Source organism: Nocardioides luteus, assembly GCF_014648595.1.
GTDB classification, from domain to species: domain Bacteria; phylum Actinomycetota; class Actinomycetes; order Propionibacteriales; family Nocardioidaceae; genus Nocardioides; species Nocardioides luteus.
In genome coordinates this window covers 108,189-132,989 of the sequence record NZ_BMRK01000005.1, presented here as the reverse complement: position 1 = coordinate 132,989, position 24,801 = coordinate 108,189, and the positions used below count along the sequence as shown (strand labels likewise).

At 70.6% G+C, this 24,801-nt stretch carries 23 protein-coding genes; 10 read left to right on the top strand and 13 right to left on the bottom strand.

The genetic code is table 11. The features are described 5' to 3' along the window. Positions 1–21 precede the first annotated feature (21 nt). Entirely contained in the window at positions 22–501 is a 480-nt protein-coding gene (locus IEY81_RS08535) for a nucleoside deaminase (RefSeq protein WP_189118046.1), read from the top strand. Between the two features lie 56 nt (positions 502–557). Here IEY81_RS08535 and IEY81_RS08530 read toward each other — a convergent pair whose 3' ends face one another. The 3 genes from IEY81_RS08530 to IEY81_RS08520 are packed head-to-tail and all read right to left on the bottom strand — an operon-like array spanning position 558 to position 2,547. Further along, positions 558–1,244 (bottom strand): NUDIX hydrolase, encoded by a 687-nt coding sequence (locus IEY81_RS08530; RefSeq protein WP_189118045.1) that lies wholly within the window; start codon positions 1,242–1,244, stop codon positions 558–560. Between the two features lie 25 nt (positions 1,245–1,269). Continuing rightward, a complete protein-coding gene (locus IEY81_RS08525) occupies positions 1,270–1,977 on the bottom strand; it encodes a YoaK family protein (RefSeq protein WP_229787553.1) in 708 nt (235 codons plus the stop codon). Positions 1,978–1,995: 18 nt separating this feature from the next. After that, complete coding sequence (locus IEY81_RS08520; protein WP_189118044.1) at positions 1,996–2,547, bottom strand: TetR/AcrR family transcriptional regulator; 552 nt, start codon at positions 2,545–2,547, stop codon at positions 1,996–1,998. An 80-nt stretch (positions 2,548–2,627) separates the two neighbouring features. On the opposite strand from IEY81_RS08520, the gene IEY81_RS08515 reads away from it, so the two are divergent. Continuing rightward, positions 2,628–2,951: a DMT family transporter gene (locus IEY81_RS08515; RefSeq protein ID WP_189118043.1), complete on the top strand. Its 324-nt coding sequence runs from the start codon at positions 2,628–2,630 to the stop codon at positions 2,949–2,951. A gap of 46 nt (positions 2,952–2,997) precedes the next feature. On the opposite strand, the gene IEY81_RS08510 is transcribed toward IEY81_RS08515, so the two are convergent. Then, positions 2,998–4,677 (bottom strand): FAD-binding dehydrogenase, encoded by a 1,680-nt coding sequence (locus tag IEY81_RS08510; protein WP_189118042.1) that lies wholly within the window; start codon positions 4,675–4,677, stop codon positions 2,998–3,000. A 119-nt stretch (positions 4,678–4,796) separates the two neighbouring features. Here IEY81_RS08510 and IEY81_RS08505 point away from each other — a divergent pair, with 119 nt between their 5' ends. Beyond that, positions 4,797–5,708, top strand: coding sequence for a hypothetical protein (locus IEY81_RS08505; protein WP_189118041.1), 912 nt, complete (start codon positions 4,797–4,799; stop codon positions 5,706–5,708). 9 nt (positions 5,709–5,717) lie between these two features. On the opposite strand, the gene IEY81_RS08500 is transcribed toward IEY81_RS08505, so the two are convergent. From IEY81_RS08500 to IEY81_RS08485, 5 genes are all read right to left on the bottom strand, one after another. Continuing rightward, complete coding sequence (locus IEY81_RS08500) at positions 5,718–6,014, bottom strand: GNAT family N-acetyltransferase (protein WP_189118040.1); 297 nt, start codon at positions 6,012–6,014, stop codon at positions 5,718–5,720. Positions 6,015–6,782: 768 nt separating this feature from the next. After that, positions 6,783–8,024 (bottom strand): HNH endonuclease signature motif containing protein, encoded by a 1,242-nt coding sequence (locus IEY81_RS08495; protein WP_189118039.1) that lies wholly within the window; start codon positions 8,022–8,024, stop codon positions 6,783–6,785. 1,004 nt (positions 8,025–9,028) lie between these two features. After that, entirely contained in the window at positions 9,029–9,427 is a 399-nt protein-coding gene (locus tag IEY81_RS08490) for a VOC family protein (protein ID WP_229787550.1), read from the bottom strand. Continuing rightward, positions 9,420–9,884, bottom strand: a complete 465-nt coding sequence (locus tag IEY81_RS24160) for a methyltransferase family protein (protein WP_229787548.1) — start codon at positions 9,882–9,884, stop codon at positions 9,420–9,422. Before IEY81_RS24160 ends, IEY81_RS08490 begins: the two co-directional genes overlap by 8 nt. A 31-nt stretch (positions 9,885–9,915) precedes the next feature. Further along, positions 9,916–10,494, bottom strand: a complete 579-nt coding sequence (locus IEY81_RS08485) for a TetR/AcrR family transcriptional regulator (RefSeq protein WP_189118037.1) — start codon at positions 10,492–10,494, stop codon at positions 9,916–9,918. A gap of 137 nt (positions 10,495–10,631) precedes the next feature. Here IEY81_RS08485 and IEY81_RS08480 point away from each other — a divergent pair, with 137 nt between their 5' ends. Genes IEY81_RS08480 through IEY81_RS08465 form a run of 4 tightly spaced genes read left to right on the top strand, consistent with a single transcriptional unit; the run spans position 10,632 to position 16,064 of the window. Next, a complete protein-coding gene (locus IEY81_RS08480) occupies positions 10,632–13,112 on the top strand; it encodes an MMPL family transporter (RefSeq protein ID WP_189118036.1) in 2,481 nt (826 codons plus the stop codon). Positions 13,113–13,157: 45 nt separating this feature from the next. Next, entirely contained in the window at positions 13,158–14,972 is a 1,815-nt protein-coding gene (gene recQ / locus IEY81_RS08475; RefSeq protein WP_229787546.1) for a DNA helicase RecQ, read from the top strand. Between the two features lie 20 nt (positions 14,973–14,992). Continuing rightward, positions 14,993–15,574, top strand: a complete 582-nt coding sequence (locus tag IEY81_RS08470) for a histone deacetylase (protein WP_189118034.1) — start codon at positions 14,993–14,995, stop codon at positions 15,572–15,574. A gap of 16 nt (positions 15,575–15,590) precedes the next feature. Beyond that, entirely contained in the window at positions 15,591–16,064 is a 474-nt protein-coding gene (locus IEY81_RS08465) for a DinB family protein (RefSeq protein WP_189118033.1), read from the top strand. Positions 16,065–16,213: 149 nt separating this feature from the next. Here the strand turns inward: IEY81_RS08465 and IEY81_RS08460 are convergent, their stop codons facing one another. Genes IEY81_RS08460 through IEY81_RS08445 form a run of 4 tightly spaced genes read right to left on the bottom strand, consistent with a single transcriptional unit; the run spans position 16,214 to position 22,060 of the window. After that, complete coding sequence (locus IEY81_RS08460; protein WP_229787545.1) at positions 16,214–17,542, bottom strand: NAD(P)/FAD-dependent oxidoreductase; 1,329 nt, start codon at positions 17,540–17,542, stop codon at positions 16,214–16,216. Positions 17,543–17,552: 10 nt separating this feature from the next. Further along, a complete protein-coding gene (locus IEY81_RS08455) occupies positions 17,553–18,671 on the bottom strand; it encodes an FAD-binding oxidoreductase (RefSeq protein WP_189118032.1) in 1,119 nt (372 codons plus the stop codon). Beyond that, the gene (locus IEY81_RS08450) at positions 18,664–19,965 is read right to left on the bottom strand and encodes an aromatic ring-hydroxylating oxygenase subunit alpha (protein WP_189118031.1); all 1,302 of its coding nucleotides are present in this window, start codon (positions 19,963–19,965) and stop codon (positions 18,664–18,666) included. Before IEY81_RS08450 ends, IEY81_RS08455 begins: the two co-directional genes overlap by 8 nt. A gap of 37 nt (positions 19,966–20,002) precedes the next feature. Further along, a complete protein-coding gene (locus IEY81_RS08445) occupies positions 20,003–22,060 on the bottom strand; it encodes an oxidoreductase (protein ID WP_189118030.1) in 2,058 nt (685 codons plus the stop codon). Between the two features lie 84 nt (positions 22,061–22,144). Between IEY81_RS08445 and IEY81_RS08440 the strand changes: the two genes are divergently transcribed. From IEY81_RS08440 to IEY81_RS08430, 3 genes are all read left to right on the top strand, one after another. Then, positions 22,145–23,065, top strand: coding sequence for a LysR family transcriptional regulator (locus IEY81_RS08440; protein WP_189118029.1), 921 nt, complete (start codon positions 22,145–22,147; stop codon positions 23,063–23,065). Positions 23,066–23,108: 43 nt separating this feature from the next. Continuing rightward, a complete protein-coding gene (locus IEY81_RS08435) occupies positions 23,109–23,747 on the top strand; it encodes a LysE family translocator (protein WP_189118028.1) in 639 nt (212 codons plus the stop codon). Positions 23,748–23,814: 67 nt separating this feature from the next. Beyond that, a complete protein-coding gene (locus tag IEY81_RS08430) occupies positions 23,815–24,795 on the top strand; it encodes a DUF5829 family protein (protein ID WP_189118027.1) in 981 nt (326 codons plus the stop codon). The last annotated feature ends 6 nt before the right edge of the window (positions 24,796–24,801 follow it).

The following is a 24,801-nucleotide window of genomic DNA, read 5'->3' as shown; positions in this document are numbered from 1 at the left end:
ACATCGATCCGGGGGGATCACATGACCGATCAGATGTGGTTGGAGCAGGCGGTCGCGCTGGCCGTACGCAACGTGAACAACGGCGGTGGCCCGTTCGGCGCCATCATCTTGCGCGACGGCATCCTGCTCGGCACCGGCCAGAACCGGGTCACCCGTGACCTGGACCCGAGCGCCCATGCCGAGATCGTCGCGATCCGGGCCGCCTGCAAGGAGGCCGACGACTTCTCCCTTGCCGGCTGCACCCTCTACACCTCCTGCGAGCCCTGCCCGATGTGTCTGGCGACCGCGCTGTGGGCGCGCCTGGACCGCGTCGTCTACGCCGCCGACCGCGACGACGCGGCCAAGGGCGGCTTCGACGACCGTGCCTTCTATGATCTCTTCGGCACCGGTCGCGCCAACGAGCACGACGATTGGCCGACCCGGGTCGACGAGCTGCGGATCCCGCAGGCGAACGATCCGTTCGAGGCGTGGCTGGCGAAGCGGGACCGCACGGACTACTGAAGGCTGCCGTTATCGTTTCGTGACCGAGCCGAGACCGCCCGGTGACCTGGCCGCGGTCAGGTCGTCCGCCGCAGCAGCGGCGGGTGCAGATGCTCGGCCGATCCTCGCCGGAAGAGCTGGGCGGGCCGGCCGCCGTCCCTGGTCGTGGTCGCGCCGGTGGGCTCGAGGAACGCCTCGGTCTTGGTGACCTTGCGGTGGAAGTTGCGCGGGTCGAGGCGCGCGCCCCAGACGATCTCGTAGACCCGGCGCAGCTCGGCGACGGTGAACTCCTCGGCGCAGAAGGCGGCGCCGAGCGGCGAGTACTCCAGCTTCGAGCGCGCCCGCTCGACCCCGTCCCGCAGGATCGCGGCATGGTCGAAGGCCAGCTCGTCGCCGGCCAAGAGCGCCTCGACCGGACACCACCGGGCGTCGGCCGCGTCCGACCCGGCCGCCGGCACCGGGAGGTCGGGGGCCAGTGCGAGATAGGCGACCGTGACGACCCGGGTCCTCGGGTCGCGCCCGGGCGAGCCGTACGTCGCCAGTTGCTCGACGTGCACGCTGCCCGGCCGGATGCCGGTCTCCTCGGCCAGCTCGCGGGCCGCGGCCTCCTCCAGGCCCTCGTCGTCGAGGACGAAGCCACCGGGGAGCGCCCAGGCGCCTCGATACGGCTCGACGCCGCGACGTACGACCAGGGCGCAGAGCGCCTCGTCACGAACGGTGAGCACGACGAGGTCGACGCTCACCGCGAACTTGGGGCACTCCACGTGGCAGACCTTAGATGATCGGAACCTAGATGATCGCGCGGTGCACCCGGGCGTGCCAGGCGCCGGTCGCGGTGGCGGCTGCGATCAGGATGCCGGCGAGCAGCAGGCCGCCGCCGGTGTGCCACAGCAGCATCCCCGCGCCCGCGAAGGCGCCGAGCAGGATCAGCAGGACGGTGATCGCGCGGCGGGCGGTGCCGCCGCCACGGAAGGAGGCTTTTCCGGAGCCGATCGGCGAGTCGGCCGCGAGACCGGTGATCGTGCTGGTCACCACGACGGTGGTGACGTCCTTGACCGCGATGTGGCGCGCGGCGGCCGCCTGGGTGCCCATCGCGACCGCGGCCAGCGTGGTCGTGGTGACCATGATCGCGCGCGAGGGCTCGTCGCCGGCCACGAAGAGCAGCGCGGACAGTCCGAGCATCAGGGCTGCGACCAGCGAGAACAGCGCGGTGGTGCGCCCGCCCCACGCCTGCTTGTCGGCCTTCAGCACCCGTCCGCCGAGCGCCGCGCCCGCCATGAATCCCACCAGCGCCAGCACCGGCCCGAGGATCGGCAGGTCGGTGTCCCCGACCAGCGCCATCCCGAGGATGACGACGTTGCCGGTCATGTTGCCGGTGAACACCTTGTCGAGACCGAGATAGCCGACCGCGTCGTTGATCCCGGTGGTGAAGGTGAGCACCAGCATCAGCCACAGGTGCATCCGGTCGGCAGGGACGGTCTTCAGCAGCGAGCTCACCCGCGCATTGTGCCCGGTTCAGGCAGCGGCGATCGCACCCGCCGCCACGGCGAGATCGGCCACCCCGGTGGCGAGCTCGTCGGGCCGGTCGGTGGCCAGATCCAGGTGGAAGCCGATCAGCGAGGAGTCGACCAGCGTGGCGATCCGGCCCGCACGCTCAGGGGGTGCGCCGCAGGCGGTGATGTAGTCGCGCAACGCTGCGTACCAGAGCTCGTTGGCCGCCCGCACCACCGATCGGTAGGGCTCCATCCCGATCAGCCCGGTCGCGGCCGCCTGGAGATAGATCTGCAGGCAGCTGTGCATCGGCTCCTCGCGGTAGGCGTGCCACAGCGCCTCCACCCCGGTTCGTACGTCCTCGGCCGGCTCCATCGACTTCACCGCCGCGACGGAGTGGTCGTTGGCACGCGCGACCACGGCGGCGACCAGCTCGTCGCGGCCGCCGAAGTGATAGATCAGCATCCGGTCGCTGGTGCCGATCGCTGCCGCCAGCGGACGCAGGGTCAGCCCGATCAGCCCGTGCTCGAGCACGTGCTCGACGACCTGCTCGAGCAGCTCCTCCTTGCGGTCCATGGATTTCATTATGCCGATCATGTAGCGACTGCTACATTTTCGGGGTGTAGCAGTCGCTACATCTCGCCCCAGGAGGACCCATGTACGCCGCCGCTCTGCTCGTCGCCGCGATCGCGATCGAGGTCGTCAGCACCGCGCTGCTGCCCCGCGCCGACGGCTTCCGCAACCTCACCTGGTCGGCCATCGTCCTGCTCGGCTACGGCACCTCGATCTGGCTGCTGTCGGTGGTCGTGCAGCGGATGCCGGTCTCGGTGGCGTACGCGATCTGGTCGGGCCTGGGCACCGCCTTGGTCGCCGCGATCGGCGTGATGTTCCTCGGCGAGCACCTCAGCGCCGCCAAGGCCGCCTTCCTGGCGATGATCGTCGTCGGCGTGGTCGGGCTGAACCTCTCCGGGGCGCACTGAGGGGTCTCGACAGGCTCGACCACCGGGAGGGTGCCGACCACCGGGGTCAGATCGCTGCTGCCGCAGCTCGTCCCGCCGTACGTCCCGAGAACAGGCAGCCGCCGAGGAAGGTGCCCTCGAGCGCGTTGTAGCCCATCATCCCGCCGCCGCCGAAGCCGGAGACCTCGCCGGCCGCGTAGAGGCCGGGGAGCGGGGTGCCGGCGGAGGTCAGGCAGCGGCCGGAGAGGTCGGTCTGGAGCCCGCCGAGCGTCTTGCGGGAGAGGATGTGGAGCTTGACCGCGATCAGCGGGCCGGCCTCGGGGTCGAGGATGCGGTGGGGCTTGGCGGTGCGCTGCAGCTTGTCGCCGCGGTAGTGGCGGGCGGCGTACAGCGCGGTGACCTGGGCGTCCTTGGTGAAGTTGTTGGCGATCTCGCGGTCGCGGGCCTCGATGATCCGGCGCAGCTCGCTCTCGACGATCTGCGGGCCGGTCGGGTCCTTCTCGGCGAGGCCGTTCATGCCGTGGACCAGGGCGGTGAGGTTGTCGGCGACCACGAAGTCCTCGCCGTGGTCCATGAAGTTCTTCACCGGACCCGGGCCCTTGCGCGCCCGCTCGGCGAGCAGCTTGATGTCCTTGCCGGTCAGGTCGGGGTTCTGCTCCGAGCCGGAGAGCGCGAACTCCTTCTTGATGATCTTCTCGGTGAGCACGAACCAGGAGTAGTCGTAGCCGGTCTGGCGCAGGTGCTTGAGCGTGCCGAGGGTGTCGAAGCCGGGGAAGAACGGTGCCGGGAGACGCTGGCCGGTGGCGTCCAGCCACAGCGACGAGGGGCCGGGGAGGATCCGGATGCCGTGGTTGGCCCAGATCGAGTCCCAGTTGCGGATGCCCTCCACGTAGTGCCACATCCGGTCGTCGTTGATGATCTTCGCGCCGGCCGCGGCGGTGATCTCGAGCATCCGTCCGTCGACGTGCGCAGGCACGCCGGAGACCATCGACTTCGGCGGGGTGCCGAGGCGCGAGGGCCAGTGCTTGCGGACCAGGTCATGGTTGCCGCCGATGCCGCCGGAGGTGACGATCACGGCCTGGCCGCGGAGCTCGAAGTCCTCCACCTCGGTGCGCGAGGAGGCGTGGCCGCGCTCGATGTCGCTGGGCTCGAGCACCATGCCGCGTACGCCGACGGCGGTGCCGTCCTCGACCAGCACCTGGTCGACACGGTGCCGGAAGGCGAAGGTGATCCGGCCGCTGTCGGCGTGGGCGCGCACCCTCCGCTCGAACGGCTCGACCACGCCCGGCCCGGTGCCCCAGGTGATGTGGAAGCGCGGGACCGAGTTGCCGTGGCCGTCGGCGCGGCCGTCACCGCGCTCGGCCCAACCGACGACCGGAAAGATCCGGTGGCCCATCTGCCGCAGCCACGAGCGCTTCTCGCCGGCCGCGAAGTCGAGGTACGCCTCGGCCCACCGTCGCGGCCACAGGTCCTCGTCGCGGTCGAACTGGGCGGAACCCATCCAGTCCTGGAGCGCCAGCTCGGGTGAGTCCTTGATGCCCATCCGGCGCTGCTCGGGGCTGTCGACGAGGAAGAGGCCGCCGAGGCTCCAGAAGGCCTGTCCGCCGAGCGACTGCTCCGGCTCCTGGTCGACCAGGAGGACACTCTTTCCCGCATCGGCGGCCTCGGCCGCTGCCGCCAGGCCGGCGAGGCCGGCTCCCACCACGATCACGTCGGCGCGCTTGGTCATGTCGGCAGATCCTGCCATCTCCCATACCCACCGGTACATGGAACCTGTCGCCCGACCGTTCCGTCAGGTGGACAGTTGCCGGACTCGCACCCCGAAGCCGTCGCCGAACGGTCGCCGAACGGATAGATTTTTTGCCCGTGACCGATCCGGAGCTGACTCTGAAACGGCAGCAGAAGTGGGTCCAGCGCGGCATCGCCCGCACCGAGGCCTGGCTGGGCCGCAGCGGCAGCAGCCTGGGCCCGATGATCCCGCACATCGCGACCGCCGAGGTGCTCACCGGCGACGAGGACCACGGCTGGATCCCCCAGGGGCTGGCCTACTCCCCCGAGGCCGACCTGCTCCTGCAGGGCTACTACGGCGACAAGCTCGGCTCCGCGCTCGCCCTGGTCGACAAGCCGTCGGGCGAGCTGATCAACGCCGTCTATCTGGGCGGCCCGAAGGGCAGCGTCAGCGGCCCGGTCAACGCCGGTGGCGTCGCGGTCATCGGCGACGAGGTCTACGTCTGCCGCGAGGGCAACCCGCCCCGCCTCTACCGCTACTCGCTGACCGAGCTCGTCCACGCCGAGCGCTTCTCGACCGTCTCGACGGTCGCCCCGCTGGTCGCGCTCGCCGCCGGCTCCTACCTCGCCGCCACCAAGGACCAGCTCTACGTCGGCTCGGACGCCAACAACCGGCTCTACAAGTACATCCGCAAGGACGACAGCTGGCAGATCAAGACCCCCATCGGCGTACGCACCCCTGTCGGCACCCAGGGCGTGGTGGTCCGCAAGGAGGAGTACGTCTTCAGCGTCTCCCGCGGGCCTGCTCGGCGCAGCCAGCTGGTGGTCCAGGACCGGGTCACCATCCGGTCCCGAGCCGTCCAGTCGCTGCCCAACCTGGCCGAAGGCCTCGCCGAGGTCGGCGACGAGTTCTTCGTGACCTACCAGTCAGGCGCCAAGCCCTACTCCCGCGGCACCTCGACCCGCGGCCAGGCCTGGCCCTCGGCCCACATGACCCGCACCCCGCTGGCCAAGCTCGGCCTGGAGCCGCGCAAGCCTGCGGATGTCTGACGGTCTCGGTCAGCCTGGCCAGTCGGTGATCTCGGCGTACTCCTCGCCGTGCTTCTTCAGCCACTTCGCCACGTACGGGCAATGCGGCACGATCCGCTTCCCCTTCGCCTTCACATCGGCGAGCGCGAACTCGACCAGCCTCGCGGCCAATCCCTGCCCGCTGTAGGCCTCCGGCACCTCGGTGTGCACGAAGTCCACGTGCTCGTCATCAGGCAGCCGATAGACCGCCATCCCCGCCACGGTCTCCCCATCACGGGCCTCGTAGCGGTGCTCGGCCTGGTTGTTCGCGTACTCGAAGTCGCTCATTCCGCCATTCTCACCCACCGGTGGTCGTGCCCGTCGCAACCTGTCTCACCGGAGGTCGAGCCTGTCGAGACCACCCCGCGTGCGGACATCGCCAAGCGACTCTTCTTTGGCTCCAAGGTTCGCCGCCGACCCGATCTCTCAGTGTCTCTCGATCACGCGCCGCGTCAAGGACGGGCTTCGCCCGCCGCTTGCGCGGTGGCCTACGGCCATCCTTGACCCGACACCCGATCGAGAAAAGATCTCGCCAATATCGGGGCGGCGGCGAGGGGTGTGGCGCGGGCGAACCGAGACTTCGAAGGAGCCATCGGACGAAGAGGGCGAAACCCTCGCAACCGCTGGTCGAGCCGCCGGAGCCGCCAGGCGAAGGCGTGTCGAGACCAACACAGTCGCTCCCCGCTCGCACACGCAGCGACTCAACCCCCAAGGTCTCCCCCGGTGGTCGAGCCTGTCGAGACCACCTTCCACGGAAGACCAGGCCAGTGGCACGCAGCAGACCGGAGTTGGCGTTGCCCGAAGAGGGGTCTCGACAGGCTCGACCACCGGTGTGGGGATGCATCTCAGTCGAGCCGCCAGAGTCGCTGAACCAAAGGCATGTCGAGACCAACACGGTCGCTCGCCGTTCGCTCTCGTCGGCTCAAGACGCGGGGTCTCACGGTGGTCGAGCTTGTCGAGACCACTCTCCGCGGGGTCAGGCCGGTGGAACGCAACAGGTTACGGCCTCGCGTTGCGCGAAGAGGGTCTCGACAAGCTCGACCACCGAGTGTGCGGTCAGGACGTGGAGGCGCGTCGGCTGAACCGGATCCGCCCGTCGGGCAGCCGTTCGTGGTCGTAGTTCGGGTCGTGGATCCGGTGATGGTCACTCGGACACAACAGCACCATGTCGGCCAGGTTGGTCTCGCCACCTTCGGACCAGGGTTTCAGATGGTGTGCTTCGGTCCAGGCGGCTGGGGCATCGCAGTCTTCTGCTTGACAGCACTTGTCTCGGAGCCGGAGTGCGCGGTGTTGGATCGGGTGCGCCAGGCGGGCGGTGCGGCCGAGGTCGAGGACCTCCGAGTCCGTGCCCAACACGACCGGGACGAGATCGGCGTTGCACGCCATCCTTCTGGCTTCCGCGGCGGTGATCTTCTCACCGTCGAACCCGAGCGAAGCGGTGGCCAGGTCCTTGCGGAGCTCGTCCAGGCTCATGGTCACGAAGACTGTGGTTGCGTGGCCACCATGACGGGGCAGGTTCTCGACGTCGTAGGTGTCGATGACCCGCGCGAAGGCCTGACCCAGCAGCCGGTCGTAGGGGGCTTTGCGGCCCTTCTCCTCCGCGGACCACTTCCGCGGCTGAGCCAGCGAGTCCAGCATCGTGCGCAGCCGCAGCCCGACCGCACGAGAGACTCGGGCTTGGATATCGATGGTGCCGTCGCCGTTGTCGCGGGACTGGAAGAACGTGCGCCGCTGGGCGTGCTCTTCTTCCCGCTGCAGCGCCTTGGCTTCAGCGGCTTCGAACCGGTCGGGGTCGACCATCAGCAGGATCCGTTTGCCGGCGCCCTTCAACTCATTCGCGGTCCACCAGGTCGCATGCTCGACCAACAACTTCTCCGCCAAGAGCAGGTCCTCGGCACTGGCAGCCGGGTCGGTCTCGATCTGATCGAGGGCCTTGGTGATTGCCCGGGCTTTGTCCTGGGACAGCACACCTTCGGCGAGACCCTCTGCGACCAGTTCGTACTTGACGAGGCTGGCAGCCAGGTTCACCTGGGAGCGGGCGACGCCCTTGTCGACGAGGAGCTCGGTCCGCATCCACCCGGAGACGTCCTTCGCGCCGGTCTCCTCAGCGATATCACCAGCCGTGGCGAGCAGCCGGAGCTTCACGGCCGCCTGCTTGGCCTGGATCTTCTCCAGCCGCTGCAATGCGTCTTTCTTCTGACTGGTCCGCCAATAAGCCGGATCCCGAGTCAGGAGGTCGTCGAGAGAGGCCTCGATGGCGCTCAGGTCAGCATCAACCGTGTCGTGCTCGAGGCTCATCGTTCCTCCCTTCAAGGGTGTGTCGTGATGGGCCTGATTCTACTCTTTCCTTGCCGCCGATGCCACATATTATCCCTGATCAGATGCACTTTTCTGAGCGAATCTCAGGATCGAATCTGTGGATGGTAAGTGGCCCGATAAGCCACCTCCTCCCACGAACGGGGTAGTTGTTGTGGGTTTGGTGGTCTCGACAAGCTCGACCTCCGAGGTCTCGTTTTCTCCGCGCCACACTCGGGCCGCCGCCCCGATAGCCAGCCAAATCCTTTCTCGACCTGTCCCGGTGTCCAGGACCGCGAAGCGGCCGGCGCAGCCGGCGGCCGTAGGCCGTCCTTGACTCCGGGATGGGTCGAGAAGACCCTCAGGAGCGGGTCGGCGGCCCACAGTCGTCTTCCGGGACACGTTTCCGGCAGGGAGGTCTCGACAAGCTCGACCACCGGGGAGTAGCTCCGGCGACCGAATCCCCCCGCGACCACACCCGGTCCGCCGCCCCGACAGCCAGCCAAATCCTTTCTCGACCTGTCCCGGTGTCCAGGACCGCGAAGCGGCCGGCGAAGCCGGCGGCCGCAGGCCGTCCTTGACTCCGGGGCAGGTCGAGAAGACCCTCACGAACGGGTCGGCGGCCCAGAGTCCGCTTTCGGTGGTCGTTTCCGGCAGGGAGGTCTCGACAGGCTCGACCACCGGAGAACACCGCCGGGGGTTTGTGTTCCGAGTGGGGTGGTCTCGACAAGCTCGACCACCGGTGACTAGCTCCGGCGACCGAATCCTCCGCGACCACACCCGGGCCGCCGCCCCGATAACCAGCCAAATCCTTTCTCGACGTGTCCCGGTGTCCAGGACCGCGAAGCGGCCGGCGAAGCCGGCGGCCGAAGGCCGTCCTTGACTCCGGGGCAGGTCGAGAAGACCCTCACGAACGGGGCAGCGGCCCAGACCAGCCCCGGCGACACGTTTCCGGCAGGGAGGTCTCGACAGGCTCGACCACCGGGACCACCGGGACCACCAGGCCGTCAGGCGACGAGGATGCAGAAGATGTGACCTGCGGGGTCGGCGTACGCCCGGAGGGGCTCGTCGGGGTCGTCGGTGCGGTCTAGGCGGAGCTCGGCGCCCAGGGCGAGGGCTCGGGCGTGGTCGGCGTCGAGCTCTTCGACCGAGCTCACGGTGAGGTCCAGGTGCATGTGCTTGACCGCGCCGGGGGCGGGCCAGTGGGATGGTGCCATCTCGGACTCGTCGACGCGGTTGAACGCCAGCGCGCGACGGCCGTCGGGCCAGGTGAGGACCAGCCAGTCCTCGTCCTCCGAAGGCTCCTCGTCGCCCAGGCGGTAGGTGAGGCCGAGGAGCTGGCGGTAGAACTCGGCGAGGCGGCGTACGTCGGTGGTGTCGAGGACCGTCTGGAGGAGCTCAGCCACGTCGCCCGCCCCAGGGGAGCCGGAGCCAGCGGGGCGTGGTGGCGCGATAGGCGTCGTACGCCTCCCCGAAACCGGACGACAGTGCCTGCTCCTCGGCCGGGATCTGGGTGCGGTCGATGCCGGCGACGAAGGCTGCCACCGGCACGAACGACAGCCAGCCCCCGCGCAGCACCGCATGGGCGGTGAGGAGGCCGGCCATGGCGACGTACATCGGGTTGCGGGTGTGGCGGAAGGGGCCCTCGGTGACGACCGCACTCGCGCGCTCGGGGCGGAGCGGGTCGACGGTGGTGTCCTGATGACGGAAGGCCCGGACGGCACCGCCGGCGACGTAGACCGAGCCGGCCGCGACGAGGCCGGCGGCCACGGACCGCGTCACGTTCGGCCGACCGCGCGGCGCGAGGAGATGTTGGGCGGCGAGGCCCACGGCGACGTAGACGGGCGGCGGCACCTTCGGCATGCCCCCACCGTAGCCCTGCCTCGAAGACCGGTCAGTGGAGCAGCGCCCGCACCATCCGCTCGGCCACGTCGGGCGCGGGCTCGGTGCGCTCGAGCGCGTGCAGGACGAACCCACCGACCAGAGCGCGTACGAACTCCTCGACAGGGAGGTCCGCAGGCAGCTGGCCGGCCGCGACAGCCGCCTCGATGCGAGTCGCGACGGTGGCGGTGATGCCGAGCGCGTCGTTGAGGCGGGCCCCGATGTCGGGGTTCTCGCAGGCAGCCGCGATGAGCGAGCGGACCAGCCCCTCGTAGCCGGGCTGGGCGACCAGCTCGATGACGCTCTGCACCCACGCGATCAGGTCGGCGCGGATGTCGCCGGTGTCGGGTACGACCGGGTGGTCCGGCAGCAGCCGGTCCTCGATCAAGGCGTCGGCCACCACCGCGCTCTTCGAGGGCCACCAGCGGTAGATCGTCTGCTTGGAGACGCCCGCCTCGGCCGCGATCCCCTCGATGGTGAGGTGGTCGTAGCCCTCGGTGGCGAAGAGCCGCCCGGTCGCGGCGAGGACCGCGGTCCGCGCCTCCTCGCTGCGTACGGCACCTCGACGGCGCACTCCTGCTGACGCTGGCATGAGGGGCATCTTAGGAGCCCGAAGCATCCCGAGGCGAAGGCTCACGTGTGACACATCACTCCTTCGGGAACCCTTGTCCACAGACATCGAGGTGTTTAACTGGACGGACCGTTGCGAATTACCGGAGGGATGCCGCCATGGCGGAGCTGTTGTATCGACTGGGCAAGACGGCCGCACGCCGCGCCTGGCTTGTGATCCTTGCCTGGGTGCTGGCTCTGTCCGGCGCTGCCGGGGCGTACGTCGCCTGGTCCGGTGAGCTCACCACCAGCTTCGACATCCCGGGGCTGCCCTCGTCCGAGGTCGTCGACGACCTGCAGAAGGGCCTGCCCGACCTGGCCGGCGGCTCCGGCACGATCGCCTTCCAGACCGAGGACGGCACCCCGCTCAGCGCTGCCCAGAAGAAGGAGATCAAAGCGCTGATCTCCAGCGCCGAGGACCTCCCCGACGTCGCGACGGTCACCGACCCCTTCCAGACCGAGGCGCAGCGCACGGCGCAGGCCGAGAAGGTCACCGCCGGCCTGGCCCAGCTCGAGGCCGGCCGCACCCAGCTCGACCGCGCCCAGGGCAAGCTCGACAAGGCCCAGACCGACCTCGACGCCGCCCGCAAGCAGCTGAAGGCCGCCGGTCTGCCTTCCACCGAGCTCGACGCCCAGCAGGCCGCGCTCGACAAGCAGCAGGCGAAGCTCGACGACAGCGCCGCCGACCTGAAGGCCAACACCACCAAGGCGGAGAACGGCGCCGAGCTCCTCGAGCTCTCCGAGGAGATCCGGATGGTCTCCGCGGACGGCTCCGCCGCCCTGGTCAACGTCGCGTACTCCGTCGGTCGCCTGGAGATGTCGGAGGAGACCAAGAAGGCCACCGTCGACCACTTCACCGACATCCCGATCGACGGCGTGGAGGTCGGCGTCTCCGCCGACATCTCCCAGGAGACCCCCAACCCGGTCGGCCCCGGTGAGATCGTCGGCGTCGGCGTCGCCGCGGTCGTCCTGCTGGTCATGCTCGGCACCATCATCGGCGCGGCCGTCCCGCTGGTCACCGCGCTGACCGGCGTCGGCATCGGGGCGCTCGGCGCGCTCTCCCTCTCCGGCGTCCTGCAGATGGCCTCGATGACCCCGATCCTGGGGCTGATGCTCGGCCTCGCGGTCGGCATCGACTACTCGCTCTTCATCCTCAACCGGCACCGCAAGCAGCTGCTGCACGGCTCCGACGTCACCGAGTCGATCGCGCTCGCCAACGGCACCGCCGGAACGGCCGTCGTCTTCGCCGGTTCCACCGTGATCGTGGCGCTGGTCGCGCTCAACATGACCGGGATCCCCTTCCTCGGTCTGATGGGCTCGGTCGGCGCCGCCTGCGTCGCGATCGCCGTGCTGGTCGCGATCACTCTCGCCCCGGCCGTCCTCGGCCTGGTCGGCGGCCGGATCGTCTCCAAGCGCGCCCGCAAGAAGGTCGCCCAGCAGGACGAGGCCGAGGCTCACGCCAAGCCGATTTCGACCGGGCGAGCCGTGATCACCGTCGTCGCCGCCGTGGTGGCCCTGCTCGCCCTCGCCGTCCCGGCCCTCGACATGCGCCTCGGCCTGCCCGACGGCGGCTCCGAGCCCGAGGGCTCGCTGGCCCGCACGGCCTACACGATCACCGAGGACAGCTTCGGCGCCGGCGCCAACGGCCCGCTCCTGGTCGCGGCGGATCTGCCGGAGGGCCTCAGCGAGGCCGCCGTCCAGCAGAACCAGCTGACGGTCGCCAAGGCGCTGGCAGACCTCGATGACGTACGTGCCGTGGCGCCAGCCGCGGTCTCGAAGGACGGCCGCACCGCCGCCTTCCAGGTCATCCCCGAGCACGGCCCCAACAGCGTCTCCACCAACGAGCTGGTCAACGCGATCCGGGACATGCCCGCGGTCAACGGCGACATCACCCTCGGCGTCGCCGGCGCCACCGCGGTCGCGATCGACGTCTCGCAGGGGCTCAACGACGTACTCCTTCCCTACCTCGGCGTCGTCGTCGGTCTCTCGCTGCTGATCCTGATCCTGGTCTTCCGCTCGCTCCTGGTGCCGCTCATCGCGACCGGTGGCTTCGTGCTCTCGCTGCTCGCGACGTACGGCGTCGTGGTCGCGGTCTTCCAGAAGGGCGTCGGCGCCGACCTGCTCAACATCGACAGCACCGGTCCGATCCTGAGCTTCCTGCCGATCCTGCTGGTCGGGATCCTCTTCGGCCTGGCGATGGACTACCAGCTGTTCCTGGCCTCCGGCATGCGGGAGGCGTACGTCCACGGCGACCCGGCCCGCGTCGCCGTCGCCCGCGGGTTCCGTGCCGGACGCTCCGTCGTGATCGCGGCCGGCCTGATCATGGTCTCGGTCTTCGGCGGCTTCGTGTTCGCGGAGTCGGTGATGATCCGCTCGATGGGCTTCGGCCTCGCGCTCGGCGTGCTGCTGGACGCATTCATCGTCCGGATGCTGCTGATGCCGGCGCTGATGCACCTGCTCGGCAGCTCCGCGTGGTGGCTGCCTAAGTGGCTCGACCGCATCCTCCCGAACGTCGACGTCGAAGGTGCCGCGCTCGAGCGCGCCCACCCCGACGCCGCCGTCACCGAGGAGCCCGTCGAGCGGAAGACCGTCAGCGTCTGAGCGTGGGGCGCCGAACCGTCGGTGGTGGCCGATAGGCTCGCTCGCGTGAGTGAGCTGACCCCGGAGCTGGATGTCCTGCGCCGCGTCTTCGGCTACGACGAGTTCCGTGGGGACCAGGCCGAGATCGTGGCCCATGTCGCCACCGGCGGCGACGCCCTCGTGCTGATGCCGACCGGCGGCGGGAAGTCGCTGTGCTACCAGATCCCGTCGCTGGTCAGGCCCGGCACCGGCGTGGTCGTCTCGCCGCTGATCGCGCTGATGCAGGACCAGGTCGACGCGCTCTCCGCGCTCGGGGTGCGTGCCGGCTTCCTCAACTCCACCCAGATGCCCCATGAGCGGCAGCAGGTCGAGCAGGCGCTGCTCGCCGGCGAGCTCGACCTGCTCTACCTCGCCCCCGAGCGCCTGCGGGTGCCGGAGACCGGCCGGCTCCTCGACCAGGCCAAGATCTCGCTCTTCGCGATCGACGAGGCCCACTGTGTCTCCCAGTGGGGCCACGACTTTCGCCCCGACTATCTGCAGCTCTCCCACCTGCACGAGCGCTGGCCGGACGTGCCGCGGATCGCGCTGACCGCGACCGCCACCGCGGAGACCCGCCTCGAGATCGCCTCCCGGCTCGACCTGGAGGACGCCCGCCACTTCGTGGCCTCCTTCGACCGGCCCAACATCCAGTACCGGATCGCCCCGAAGGACAAGCCGGGCAAGCAGCTCCTCGACCTGATCCGCACCGAGCACCCCGGGGACGCCGGCATCGTCTACTGCCTCTCCCGTGCCTCGGTCGAGCGCACCGCGGCCTCCCTGGTCGGCCAGGGGATCTCGGCGCTGCCCTATCACGCCGGTCTCGACGCCCGCACCCGCGCGGAGAACCAGTCCCGCTTCCTGCGCGAGGACGGCATCGTCATGGTCGCCACCATCGCCTTCGGGATGGGCATCGACAAGCCGGACGTACGCTTCGTGGCCCATCTCGACCTGCCCAAGTCGGTGGAGGGCTACTACCAGGAGACCGGTCGCGCCGGCCGTGACGGGTTGCCCTCGACCGCGTGGCTGGCCTACGGCCTCGCCGACGTCGTCCAGCAGCGGCAGATGATCGAGACCTCCGAGGGCGACCGTGCCCACAAGCACCGGCTCAACCAGCACCTCAACGCGATGCTGGCGCTGTGCGAGACCGTCGACTGCCGGCGGGTGCAGCTGCTGCGCTACTTCGGGCAGGTCGCGGAGCCGTGCGGCAACTGCGACACCTGCCTGACGCCGCCGGAGTCCTGGGACGGCACCATCCCGGCCCAGAAGGTGCTCTCCACCGTCATCCGGCTCGACCGCGAGCGCAACGGCCAGCGCTTCGGCGCCGGGCAGATCGTCGACATCCTGCGCGGCAAGGAGACCGAGAAGGTCCGCCAGTTCCGTCACGACGAGCTCTCCGTCTTCGGCATCGGCACCGACGTGGCCGAGAGCGACTGGCACTCCGTGATCCGGCAGCTGCTGGCCCGGGAGATGCTCGCCGTCGACACCCGCTACGGCGTCTTCTCGGTGACCGATCTCGCCGGCCCGGTGCTGCGCTCGGAGCAGCAGCTGATGCTCCGCAAGGAGCCGCCGCGACAGGCCCGGCGCAGCTCGGGCGACCGCAAGCCGAAGGTGGCCGCAGCCGATCTCACCCCGGAGGCCGCCGAGGTCTTCGAGCGCCTGCGCGCGTGGCGCGGCGAGGTCGCCAAGGAGCAGGGCGTGCCGGCGTACGTCGTCTTCCACGACGCCACGCTCCGCGAGATCGCGACCCGGCTTCCGGGCAGCCGCGAGGAGCTCGGCACCATCAGCGGGATCGGCGAGGCGAAGCTCGACAAGTACGCCGAGGGCGTGCTCGCCGTCCTCTGAGTGTGCGACACTCCCGGGCGATGAGCCCCGATGTCTGGTACGTCAGCTATGGATCCAACATGTGCCGCGACCGTCTCGGCGCCTACCTCCTCGGTGGACAGCCCGAGGGTGCGCTGCGGTCCTACGTCGGCGCCCGCACACCGGTGATGCCGGTCGAGGACGTCGCCGTCGATCTCCCCGGCCGGCTCTACTTCGCCGGTGAGTCGACCACCTGGACCGGCGGGGTCGCCTTCTACGACCACGACGCGATCGGCTCCTGGACCGCCGCCCGGGCCTACCGGATGACCGCCGAGCAGTTCGCCGACGTCGCCGCCCAGGAGATGGACCGGCTGCCCGCGCCGGGCGACCCGATCGAGAAGATCGTGATGGAAGGACTCGAGAAGGGCCGTCACGAGGCGGGTCCGGGTCACTACGAGACCCTCGTCGAGGTCGGCCGCCGCGACGGCCTGCCGATGCTCACCTTCACCGCGCCGCACGGGTTCGACGCCGTCGAGCACAACCGACCCTCGGCTGCGTACGCCGCCATGCTCGCTCGCGGGCTCCACGAGTCCCGCGGCTGGGACGAGCAGCAGACCGAGACGTACCTCCTGGATCGCTGCTGACCGCTAGCCTTCGCGCATGAAGATCGGACAGGCGGACGAGCGTGCGCTCCTCGAAGGAATGGTCGACCTCCAGCGAGAGGAGATCGCAGGCCTCCTCGAGGGGCTCGACGACGAGGAGGCGCGGCGCCGGCTGGTGCCGTCCCTGACCACCCCGCTGGGCCTGGTCAAGCACGCCACCTTCGTCGAGCGGGTGTGGTTCCACTCCCGCATCGCCGGCATCCCCCGCCGCGAGCTCGGCATCCCCGACACCGTCGACGAGAGCTTCGAACTGGCACCGGAGGACACCGTCGACTCCGTCCGGTCGACCTACCTCGAGGCCTGCGCCCACTCCCGCAAGGTCACCGCCGGCCGCGATCTCGACGAGGAGTACGACTGGCACGGCGACTCGGTCTCGTTACGGTTCGTCTACGCCCACATGATCCAGGAGCTGGCCCGCCACGCCGGCCACGGCGACATCCTGGTCGAGCAGATCCGAGCCGCTCGCCCCTGACCCCCGCCGAGACGGCGAAAATCGGCGCCCAAAGGTCAGGAATCGACGCCGAGGCGTCGATTCCTGACGGCGAGATCCCGAGAACTGACGTCTCGACGTCGATTTTCGACCATTCGGCGTCGATTTTCGACGGGTCGGCGGGAGGGGGGTCAGCCTAGGACTGTTCGGGTGGTCGCCTGGTTGACCGGGCGCTTGCGGGAGAAGGCGGAGAGGTCGATCTTCAGGCCGGTGTGGTCGCCGGTGTAGACGACCGGGTCGGTGTCGTGGTCGTGGCCCTCCTCGACGGCGGAGACGATGGCGGCGAGGAAACGGCCGGCGATCGGGGCGTTCTTGAACTGGTTGCCGCTGGTGCCCATGGCGACGTAGAAGCCGTCGGCGTCGGTGCGGTCGTAGATCGGGGTCCAGTCGTCGGCCACGTCGTAGACGCCGACGACGCCGGAGGGCTGGTTCGGCACCCGGAGCTCGGGCAGCCGCCGGGCCGCGCGGGTGACCTGGGCGTCGTAGCGCTCGCGGGTGACGTGGGCGTTCACCTCGTCGGGCGTCTCCAGCCACTCGAACGGGTCGCACTCGGGCTCGGTGCCGCCGACCACCCAGGCGCCGGCAGGGCCGGGGCGCATGTACGTCCCGAGGTCGATGTCGAAGACGGCGGCGCCGGGCTCCTCGTCGGTGCCGTAGCCCGCCGGCTGGGTGACCTGGTGGACCTCCTGGCGCAGCGGCCGCACCCCGATCGTGAACTCCTCCCCGACCCCGGCGAGCCGGTTGAAGCCGGCCGACCACGGCCCGGCGGCGTTGACCACCACCGGAGCCTCCACACGGCGGCCGTCGGCCAGACCGAGACGCCAGACGTCGCCGACCCGCTCGGCGGCGACCACCTCGGCGCGGTAGACGGTGCGGGCGCCGCGGCGACGGGCGGCCTCGGCGAGGTTGTCGGCGGCGAGCCGCGGGTCGTCCATGTAGCCGGCGTCGGGGGTGTAGATCGCCCCCAGCGTCGCGGTGGCGTCGGCCCAGAACGCGTCGTCGGTGATCGGCTTGTTGGGCCAGTAGGCGCCGACGTCGATGTGCGGGAACCGAGCCGAGATCTCCTCGGGGCCGAGATAGGTGAACGGCACCCCGACGGCGGCCAGCCGCTCCCGGCTCGCCTCGGTTGGCACGATCGGCACGTCGAGGTGGAGGGCGCCGGTGCGGTGGAACCGCGCCAGCGGCACCTCGGCAGGATCGAGGTCGAGATGCTCGGCCCACCGCTCCCACATGAACTTCGCCTCCCACGCCGTCGCGGTCGTGTCGTAGGTGGAGTAGAGGAAGCGGATCACCGCGCTGGAGGCGCTGGTCGAGCCGTAGCCGGCACCGGCTCCCTTGTCGAGGACGATGACGTCGCGACCGCCGCGGGCGAGCTCGTACGCGACCGCCGACCCGATCACCCCGGAGCCGACGACGACGGCGTCGGCGGTCAGGTCGGCGGCTGAGAGATTCTCGGGCACAGGGTCCTCCTCAGATGTCGACGACGAGGTCGCCGAGCGGTCTCGAACAGCATGGCAGGAACTTCCCGGCCGCGATCTCGCGCGGCCGGATGCCGCCGGCGTGGTGCATGTCGACCTCGCCGGAGACGAGCGTCGACTTGCAGGTGCCGCACAGCCCCTGCGCGCACGACGACGGGAGACGTACGCCGGCGGCCCGCGCCGCCTCCAGCACGGTCTCGTCGGGTCCGCACGCCAGGTCGCGGCCGCTGCGCTGCAGCCGGACCGTGTACGCAGCCCCGGCCGCCCGTTCCGACGCGGGAGCGCCCTCCGCAGGCGTCTCGGTGAGGACGAAGCTCTCCTCGTGCCAGCGCGCGGGATCCCCACCGAGCGCGTCGAAGGCGGCCCGCGCCTCCCCCATGTAGCCCGCCGGGCCGCAGCAGAAGACCTCGCGTCCGCCCAGGTCAGGCACCAGGTCGACGAGCTGCTGCGGGCTCATCAGCCCGCTCGGCCCACGCCAGGAGGCGTCGGGCTCGTCGACGACCCAGACGATGCGCATCCCGCCGTGGGCGGCCGCGAGCGCCTCCAGCTCAGCCCGCTCGATCAAGTCGGCCGGCGTCCGCGCATGGTGGACGACCACGACGTCGGACGGCTCGGCGAGGTCGGCGAGCGTCCGCAGCGTGGAGAGCGTCGGGGTGATCCCGCTGCCGCCGGAGAGCAGCAGGTAGGAGGCGGCGGGGTGCTCAGCCACCGAGAAACCGCCCTGTGGCCCGCTGGCCCAGAGCCGGTCGCCCACGGCGAGCGACTCGTGCAGGAAGGAGGACATCGGCCCGCCCGGGACCCGCTTGACCGTGATGGTGAGCAGATGCGGTCGGGTCGGCGGGGAGGAGATCGTGTAGCAGCGCTCGACCTGCTCGCCCGCGATCGCGGCCCGGAGGGTCAGATACTGGCCCGGCGCGAAGGCGAAGGGAGCCCCGTCGACGGGCTCGAGGGTCACCTCGACCACGTCGTGGGTCACCCGCCGCACCCGGCGACACCGCAGCTCGCCCTCGAACGGCCTCTCCTCGGGCAGGATCCCCGCACCGAGCGGCGAGAGGACGGCGTAGAGGGCACGCGGTGGCAGCGCCACCGAGACCGGCCACGGCTCAGCCATCGGACCCACCTCTCGGCGACGGGATCCGGGCCTCGGAGCGGATCTGGGCCTCGTACCAGCGCACGAAGTCGTCGACCTGCCGCTCCGCCTCGTTGTAGGGCCCCGGGACGTAGGCGGGGTCGGCGACGCCGAGCTGGGTGTTGCGCACGAAGACCGCGTCCTGGGCGTTGGTCGCCCGCCACACCGCGGTCAGCGACTCGACGTCGTAGTCGACGCCCTCCACGGCGTCGGCCGAGACCAGCCAGGTGGAGCGGACCAGGGTGCGGTCGGGTGAGATCGGGGTGACCGAGAAGGTCACCACGTGGTCGGCGAGCAGGTGGATCCAGGCGTTGGGCTGGGTGTGGAAGGTGCACCGGCCGAGCCGCGGGTCGGCGAGGTCGCCCAGCAGCCGCCCGACCAGCCGCGACCCGTCCGGGCTGAAGGACTCCCCCGCTCCGTCGAGCGGCTCGCGCTGGATCCGGAAGCCGAGCGGCCGGCCGACCAGGTCCTCCAGGAGCCGGTGCGGGATTCCGAGCTCGTCGCAGCGCCGCGCCAGATCCGCCTCGGCGAGGAGGTAGCGGTCGTGGTCACCGCGCAGCCGCTCGGGGACCTGGTCCTCGCGCAGCCCCCAGGTCGGGAAGAAGGTGCAGGTCAGTTCGGGATGCCCGCCCTCGCAGTGGTAGCACTCCCGGTTGTTCTCCATCACCAGCTTCCAGTTGCCCTCCTCGACCAGGTCGACCTGCGCGGCGACCTTGGCCCGGTCGAGACGATGCGGCGTCAGGTAGTCACGCACCTGCGCGGCCACCGCGTCGAGATCGTCGTCGGGCGAGTCCGCGAGCGAGCAGTAGAGCAGGCCGCCGACCTCGCGGAGTGCCACCGGCCGCAGCCCGAGGCAGGTGGTGTCGATGCTCGGCGAGAGCTGCGGGGCGTAGCGGAGCGAGCCGTCGGTGGCGTACGTCCAGCTGTGATAGCCGCAGACCAGGTTGCCGACACTGCCCTGGCCGGCTGTGACCAGCCGGGAGCCGCGGTGACGGCAGACGTTGTGGAAGGCCCGCACCTGCTCGTCGTCGTCGCGGATCACCAGCACCGAGGAGCCGGCGACGTCGAAGGTGAGGTAGTCGCCCGGCTCGGGCACCTCCGCGACCGTGCCGACGAAGAGCCAGCGGCGCCGCCAGAGCAGCTCGATCTCGCTCGCGAAGACCTCCGGGTCGGTGTAGAGGACGCCGGGCAGCGAGTGGCCGGGCGTCCTGCGGTCGAGGTGGTCGAGGATCGAGGTACGTCGGACGGTGGCTGGATCGCCGAGGAGTTCGGTCATTCTCATCGCTCCCAGTGATTCGGTCGAGACGATCGGGTCAGATCGTGAGGCACAGCCGCAAGGCGTCGTAGACCGCGGCATGGACGTTCCGGCTGGCGACCGCGTCGCCGATCCGGAACAGCTGGTAGCTGCCCGCAGGGTTGCGGGACACCGTCTGCGGCGCGCCGGAGAGCAGCGCCGCCTGGTCGACCTCACCGAGGTTGATCGAGCCGGGGACGAGGTCGTGGTAGAGCTCGTCGTTGGGGATGGTGCCGTGCTCGACGATGACGTGGTCGACGTGTCGCTCGATCTCGGCACCTTCCGCATATTCGCTGGTCAGGGTGGCGATCAGCCGGTGCTCGGAGCCGGCGGGAGCCCGCCGCACCGAAGCCAGCCTCCGCGCCACGGTCAGGGTGACGTCGTGGGCGGCGAAGACCCCGAGATAGGCGGGGCTGTTCATCGAGCCCACCGAGATCCCGACCGTACGCTCCGGGGTGGCCAGCTCGACCCGCGCACCGAGCGTCGCCAGCTGCTCGGCGGCGTCGAGCGCCGGCTCGGCGCCGTTGTCGTCGTAGACGAGAACGGACCCGGCCCCGGCGGACAGGGTGCCGTCGAGGACGTCCCAGGTGTCGTTGACCAGCTCGGCGCCGACCGGCACGCAGGAGCGGTCGGGCACCCCGCCGGTGGCCACGACCACGACGTCCGGGGCGAGCCCGCGCACGAGGTCGGCGTCGGCGTAGGTCCCGAGTCGGAAGTCGACACCGGCATGCTTGGCCTCGGCGATGCGCCAGTCGACGATGCCGATCAGGTCGCGGCGGTGCCTGGTCGAGGAGGCCAGCAGCAGCTGTCCGCCGGGCCGGGCGGCGGCCTCGAGCACGGTCACCTCGTGACCGCGCTCGCCCAGGACCCGGGCGGCCTCCAGGCCCGCCGGGCCGGCGCCGACGACCACCGCGCGTCGACGCCGCGCGGCCCTCGGTGTGAGGTGCGGCAGCGACTGCTCCCGGCCCGTCGCCGGGTTGTGGATGCACTTGGCGTCGCCGGACTCGTAGATCGCGTCCAGGCAGTGGCTCGCGCCCACGCACGGCCGGATCCGGTCCTCTTCCCCGCGCGCGACCTTCGCGACCAGGTGGGGGTCGGCGAGCTGGGGCCGGGTCATCCCGACCAGGTCGAGCAGCCCCTCCCGGATCGCGTGGCGAGCGGTGGCGACGTCGTTGATCCGAGCGGCGTGCATGACCGGGACGTCCACCCGGCGGCGTACCTCTCCGACGAAGTCGAGGAACGGCGCCGACGGGGTGCCCATCGACGGGATCGCGGCCGCCAGGCGGGCGTCGGAGTCGAGGCCACCCTTGATGACCGAGAGGAAGTCGACGCCCGCGCCGACGTAGCGGCGCATCACCTGCTCGGTGTCGTCCAGCCCGAGGCCGTCGGGCAGGCCCTCGTCCATCGCCATCCGCACGCCGACCAGGAAGTCGGGGCCGACGGCCTCCCGGATCGCGGCGAGGACGCGCAGCGGGAAGGTCAGCCGGGCCTCGGCATCTCCGCCGAAGGCGTCCGAGCGGTGGTTGGTCGCCGGGGAGACCCAGGCGTCGAAGAGGTGGCTGTAGGACTCGATCTCGATCCCGTCGAGCCCGGCCGCCCGGCACCGCTCGGCGGCCTCGGCGTAGTGGCGCACGATCCGGTCCACGTCCCACGCCTCGGCGACCTTCGGGAAGGACCGGTGCTGCGGCTCGCGCAGACGCGAGGGGTAGACCAGCGGCAGCCAGTCACCGGTGAAGTTGCTCGTACGCCGCCCCAGATGCGTGATCTGGCACATCACCGCGGCGCCCGCCTCGTGGACGTCGTCGGCCAGCCGGTGCAGCCACGGCACCACCTCGTCGCGGTAGAGCAGCATGTTGCCGAAGGCCGGCGGGCTGTCCGGCGAGACCACCGCCGAGCCGCCGATCATGGTGAGCCCGACCCCGCCGCGCGCCTTCTCCAGGTGGTAGAGGCGGTAGCGGTCCTTCGGCATCCCGTCCTCGGTGTAGGCGGGCTCGTGGGAGGTGCTCACCACGCGGTTGCGCAGGGTGAGGCTCCGGAGCCGGAAGCTCGCCAGGAGGGGGTCGACGCTGGGGGACACATGACCAGCGTGACGCCGCCGCACTGTTCAAGAAAAGCGCACATTTCCGCTGTTTACCGTGCGATCTGGTTGCACAATCGAAGCATGATCGACCAGCGGCTCCAGGTGCTCCGGATGGTGGCCGAGCGGGGCACCGTCTCGGCCGCTGCCACCGATCTCGGTTACACCCCCTCGGCCATCTCCCACCAGCTGCGCACGCTCGCCCGCGACGTGGGTGCGCAGCTGCTCGTGCCGGACGGCCGAGGCGTACGTCTCACCGGAGCCGCGCTCACCCTGCTCGAGCGCAGCCACGGCCTCTTCGCCCAGTGGGAGGAGATCCGCGCCGACGTGCAGCAGGCCTCCGGCGCCGCTCGCGGCTACCTCCGGCTGGCCGGCTTCTCCACCGCGGCCTCGGCCCTGCTGCCGCCGGCCGCGGTCGCGGTCGACCGGCGCTTCCCGCAGTCCACGATCAAGATCATCGAGGCCGACCCCGAGGTCTGCTTCGACATGCTGCTGGCCGACCAGGTCGACGTCGCCGTCGTGGTCAGCACCTCCGACCTGCCGCCCACCGCCGACCCACGCTTCGAGCAGGAACGGCTGATGGAGGACGCCCTCGACCTGCTGGTCCCCGCCGACAGCCCGCTGGCCGGCCGCTCCCGGGTCCGGCTCGCCGACGCCGCCGAAGAGCACTGGATCATGGAGCATCCCGGCCGCCCGTACCACCAGCTCGTCACCTCCGCCTGCGCCGCCGCCGGCTTCACGCCGGAGCACGCCCACGAGGTCGTCGAGTGGGACACCGGCGCGGCCCTGGTCTCGGCCGGGTTCGGTGTCGCGCTGGTGCCGCGTCTCGCCCGGATCCCCCACGCCGACAACCTGGTGCGGATCCCGCTGCGCGGCGAGGCCAGCCCGGTCCGTCACGTCCGGACGAGCGTACGCAGCGGCACCTCCCGCCAGCCCGAGATCGCCTGCGCCCTCACCGAGCTGAGACGGATCGCCGCCTCGCTGGCCGACCCGGACAAGGGCTGAAACCCGTTCGCCGCGTGCCCGATCGCGACGGACAATGGAGAGCATGCCGTCCCTGAGCCAGTTCGCCGCCTTCGGGCTCGCCTCCCTCGTCTTCATCCTGATCCCCGGCCCGAGCGTGCTCTTCGCGCTCGGCCGCGCGCTCACCGCCGGCCGTCGTGAGGCCGTCCTCGCCGTCGGCGGCAACGCGCTGGGCCAGTTCGGCCAGGTGCTCGCGGTGGCCATCGGGCTCGGCGCGCTGGTGGCGGCCTCCACCGTCGCGTTCAGCGTCGTGAAGCTGGTCGGGGCTGCGTACGTCATCTATCTCGGCGTCCAGGCGATCCGCCACCGTGCCGACGCCCGGGCTGCGCTCGACGGCGGGGAGGTCACCCGGACGACCGCCTGGGGCGCGATCCGCACCGGGATGATCGTCGGGGCGACCAACCCGAAGACGATCGTCTTCCATCTGGCGTTCCTGCCCCAGTTCATCGACACCTCCGCGCCCGCGGTCCCGCAGATCCTGCTGCTCGGCGCGATCTTCTCGGCGATGGCCTTCGCCTGCGACTCCGGCTGGGTGGTGGCGGCGAGCCGGGCCAAGGCGTGGTTCGCCCGCAAGCCGAAGCGTCTCGACGGGCTCGGTGCGGGCGGCGGGGTCATCATGATCGGTCTGGGTGCCACCATGGCCACCGCCTCCCACGGCGCCTGACCCGACACGCACGACCTCCCGCCGGATGTCGGTGACAGGAGCGTGCCGGTCGCCGAGACTGGGAGCCATGCGGACTCCATGGAGAATCTCGGGCTTCATCGCGACTGCGGTCGCCGCACTGACCATCACCTCGGGCGTCTCGGCGGCCCCTGCCCAGGCCGAGGAGGAGCGTCGTGACCCGCTGCTGGCCTTCAACCACGCCTGGGCGATGGTCGACCGGGAGACGGCCGACGCGATCGAGCACTCGGAGTTCCTGGGGCGGTTCGCCGACCGTCGGGTCAGCACGGGCAACGACGGCACCTCGACCTGGACCGGTCGCTACCTGCTCGGCAAGGAGACCTACCTGGAGTTCTTCGGTCCGGGCGACAGCCCCGACGCCGTCGCCGGCGACACCGGCTTGGCCGTCTCGGCGGACAAGGACGGCGACCTGGCCACGGCGACGGCCAACCTCCACGAGCTCGGCGTCGACCCGGTCGAGTTCACCCAGGTGACCGACCTCGGCGACGGCAAGCCGATCCCGTGGTTCGACGTCACCTACACCACCGCGACCTACGACACCTTCTTCTCCTGGGCGATGGAGTATCGCGACGAGTTCCTCACCGACCCGCGCCTCGACTTCCCTCCTCCCGCCTACGAGGGTGACGTCAGCCGCGACCGCTACAACCGCGACCAGTACCTCGACCACCAGATGCGCGACGTCATCGGCATCCAGATCGCCACCACCTCCGCCGACATCGAGAAGATGGTGCCGCTGTGGCGCGCCGCCGGCATCACCATCCGGGTCCTGAAGGACGGCGGCGTCCTCGCCTTCGACGGGATGACCACCATCCGGCTGCTCCCGGTGCCGGCTCCGGAGGCGGGCATCCGTCACGTCGTCTTCGCGCTCGACGAGCCTGCCGAGGAGCCTCGCACCGAGACCATCGGCAGCTCGACGCTCCACGTCGGGCCAGGTGCGTACGCACTGTGGACCTTCGACCCGATCGAGCCCGCGGCGGGCAGCCGGTCCCACGCGTCCGGCGAGCCGCGGCATCCCGCCTTCGGCGGCTGAGACCGG

What these genes read in the sequence shown, in the direction of transcription:
- IEY81_RS08535 (WP_189118046.1), top strand. Translation starts at nt 22, where the DNA reads ATGACCGATCAGATGTGGTTGGAGCAGGCGGTCGCGCTGGCCGTACGC.
- IEY81_RS08520 (WP_189118044.1), bottom strand. Translation starts at nt 2,547, where the DNA reads ATGGACCGCAAGGAGGAGCTGCTCGAGCAGGTCGTCGAGCACGTGCTC.
- IEY81_RS08515 (WP_189118043.1), top strand. Translation starts at nt 2,628, where the DNA reads ATGTACGCCGCCGCTCTGCTCGTCGCCGCGATCGCGATCGAGGTCGTC.
- IEY81_RS08510 (WP_189118042.1), bottom strand. Translation starts at nt 4,677, where the DNA reads ATGGCAGGATCTGCCGACATGACCAAGCGCGCCGACGTGATCGTGGTG.
- IEY81_RS08500 (WP_189118040.1), bottom strand. Translation starts at nt 6,014, where the DNA reads ATGAGCGACTTCGAGTACGCGAACAACCAGGCCGAGCACCGCTACGAG.
- IEY81_RS08495 (WP_189118039.1), bottom strand. Translation starts at nt 8,024, where the DNA reads ATGAGCCTCGAGCACGACACGGTTGATGCTGACCTGAGCGCCATCGAG.
- IEY81_RS24160 (WP_229787548.1), bottom strand. Translation starts at nt 9,884, where the DNA reads ATGCCGAAGGTGCCGCCGCCCGTCTACGTCGCCGTGGGCCTCGCCGCC.
- IEY81_RS08485 (WP_189118037.1), bottom strand. Translation starts at nt 10,494, where the DNA reads ATGCCAGCGTCAGCAGGAGTGCGCCGTCGAGGTGCCGTACGCAGCGAG.
- IEY81_RS08480 (WP_189118036.1), top strand. Translation starts at nt 10,632, where the DNA reads ATGGCGGAGCTGTTGTATCGACTGGGCAAGACGGCCGCACGCCGCGCC.
- IEY81_RS08470 (WP_189118034.1), top strand. Translation starts at nt 14,993, where the DNA reads ATGAGCCCCGATGTCTGGTACGTCAGCTATGGATCCAACATGTGCCGC.
- IEY81_RS08465 (WP_189118033.1), top strand. Translation starts at nt 15,591, where the DNA reads ATGAAGATCGGACAGGCGGACGAGCGTGCGCTCCTCGAAGGAATGGTC.
- IEY81_RS08455 (WP_189118032.1), bottom strand. Translation starts at nt 18,671, where the DNA reads ATGGCTGAGCCGTGGCCGGTCTCGGTGGCGCTGCCACCGCGTGCCCTC.
- IEY81_RS08450 (WP_189118031.1), bottom strand. Translation starts at nt 19,965, where the DNA reads ATGACCGAACTCCTCGGCGATCCAGCCACCGTCCGACGTACCTCGATC.
- IEY81_RS08440 (WP_189118029.1), top strand. Translation starts at nt 22,145, where the DNA reads ATGATCGACCAGCGGCTCCAGGTGCTCCGGATGGTGGCCGAGCGGGGC.
- IEY81_RS08435 (WP_189118028.1), top strand. Translation starts at nt 23,109, where the DNA reads ATGCCGTCCCTGAGCCAGTTCGCCGCCTTCGGGCTCGCCTCCCTCGTC.
- IEY81_RS08430 (WP_189118027.1), top strand. Translation starts at nt 23,815, where the DNA reads ATGCGGACTCCATGGAGAATCTCGGGCTTCATCGCGACTGCGGTCGCC.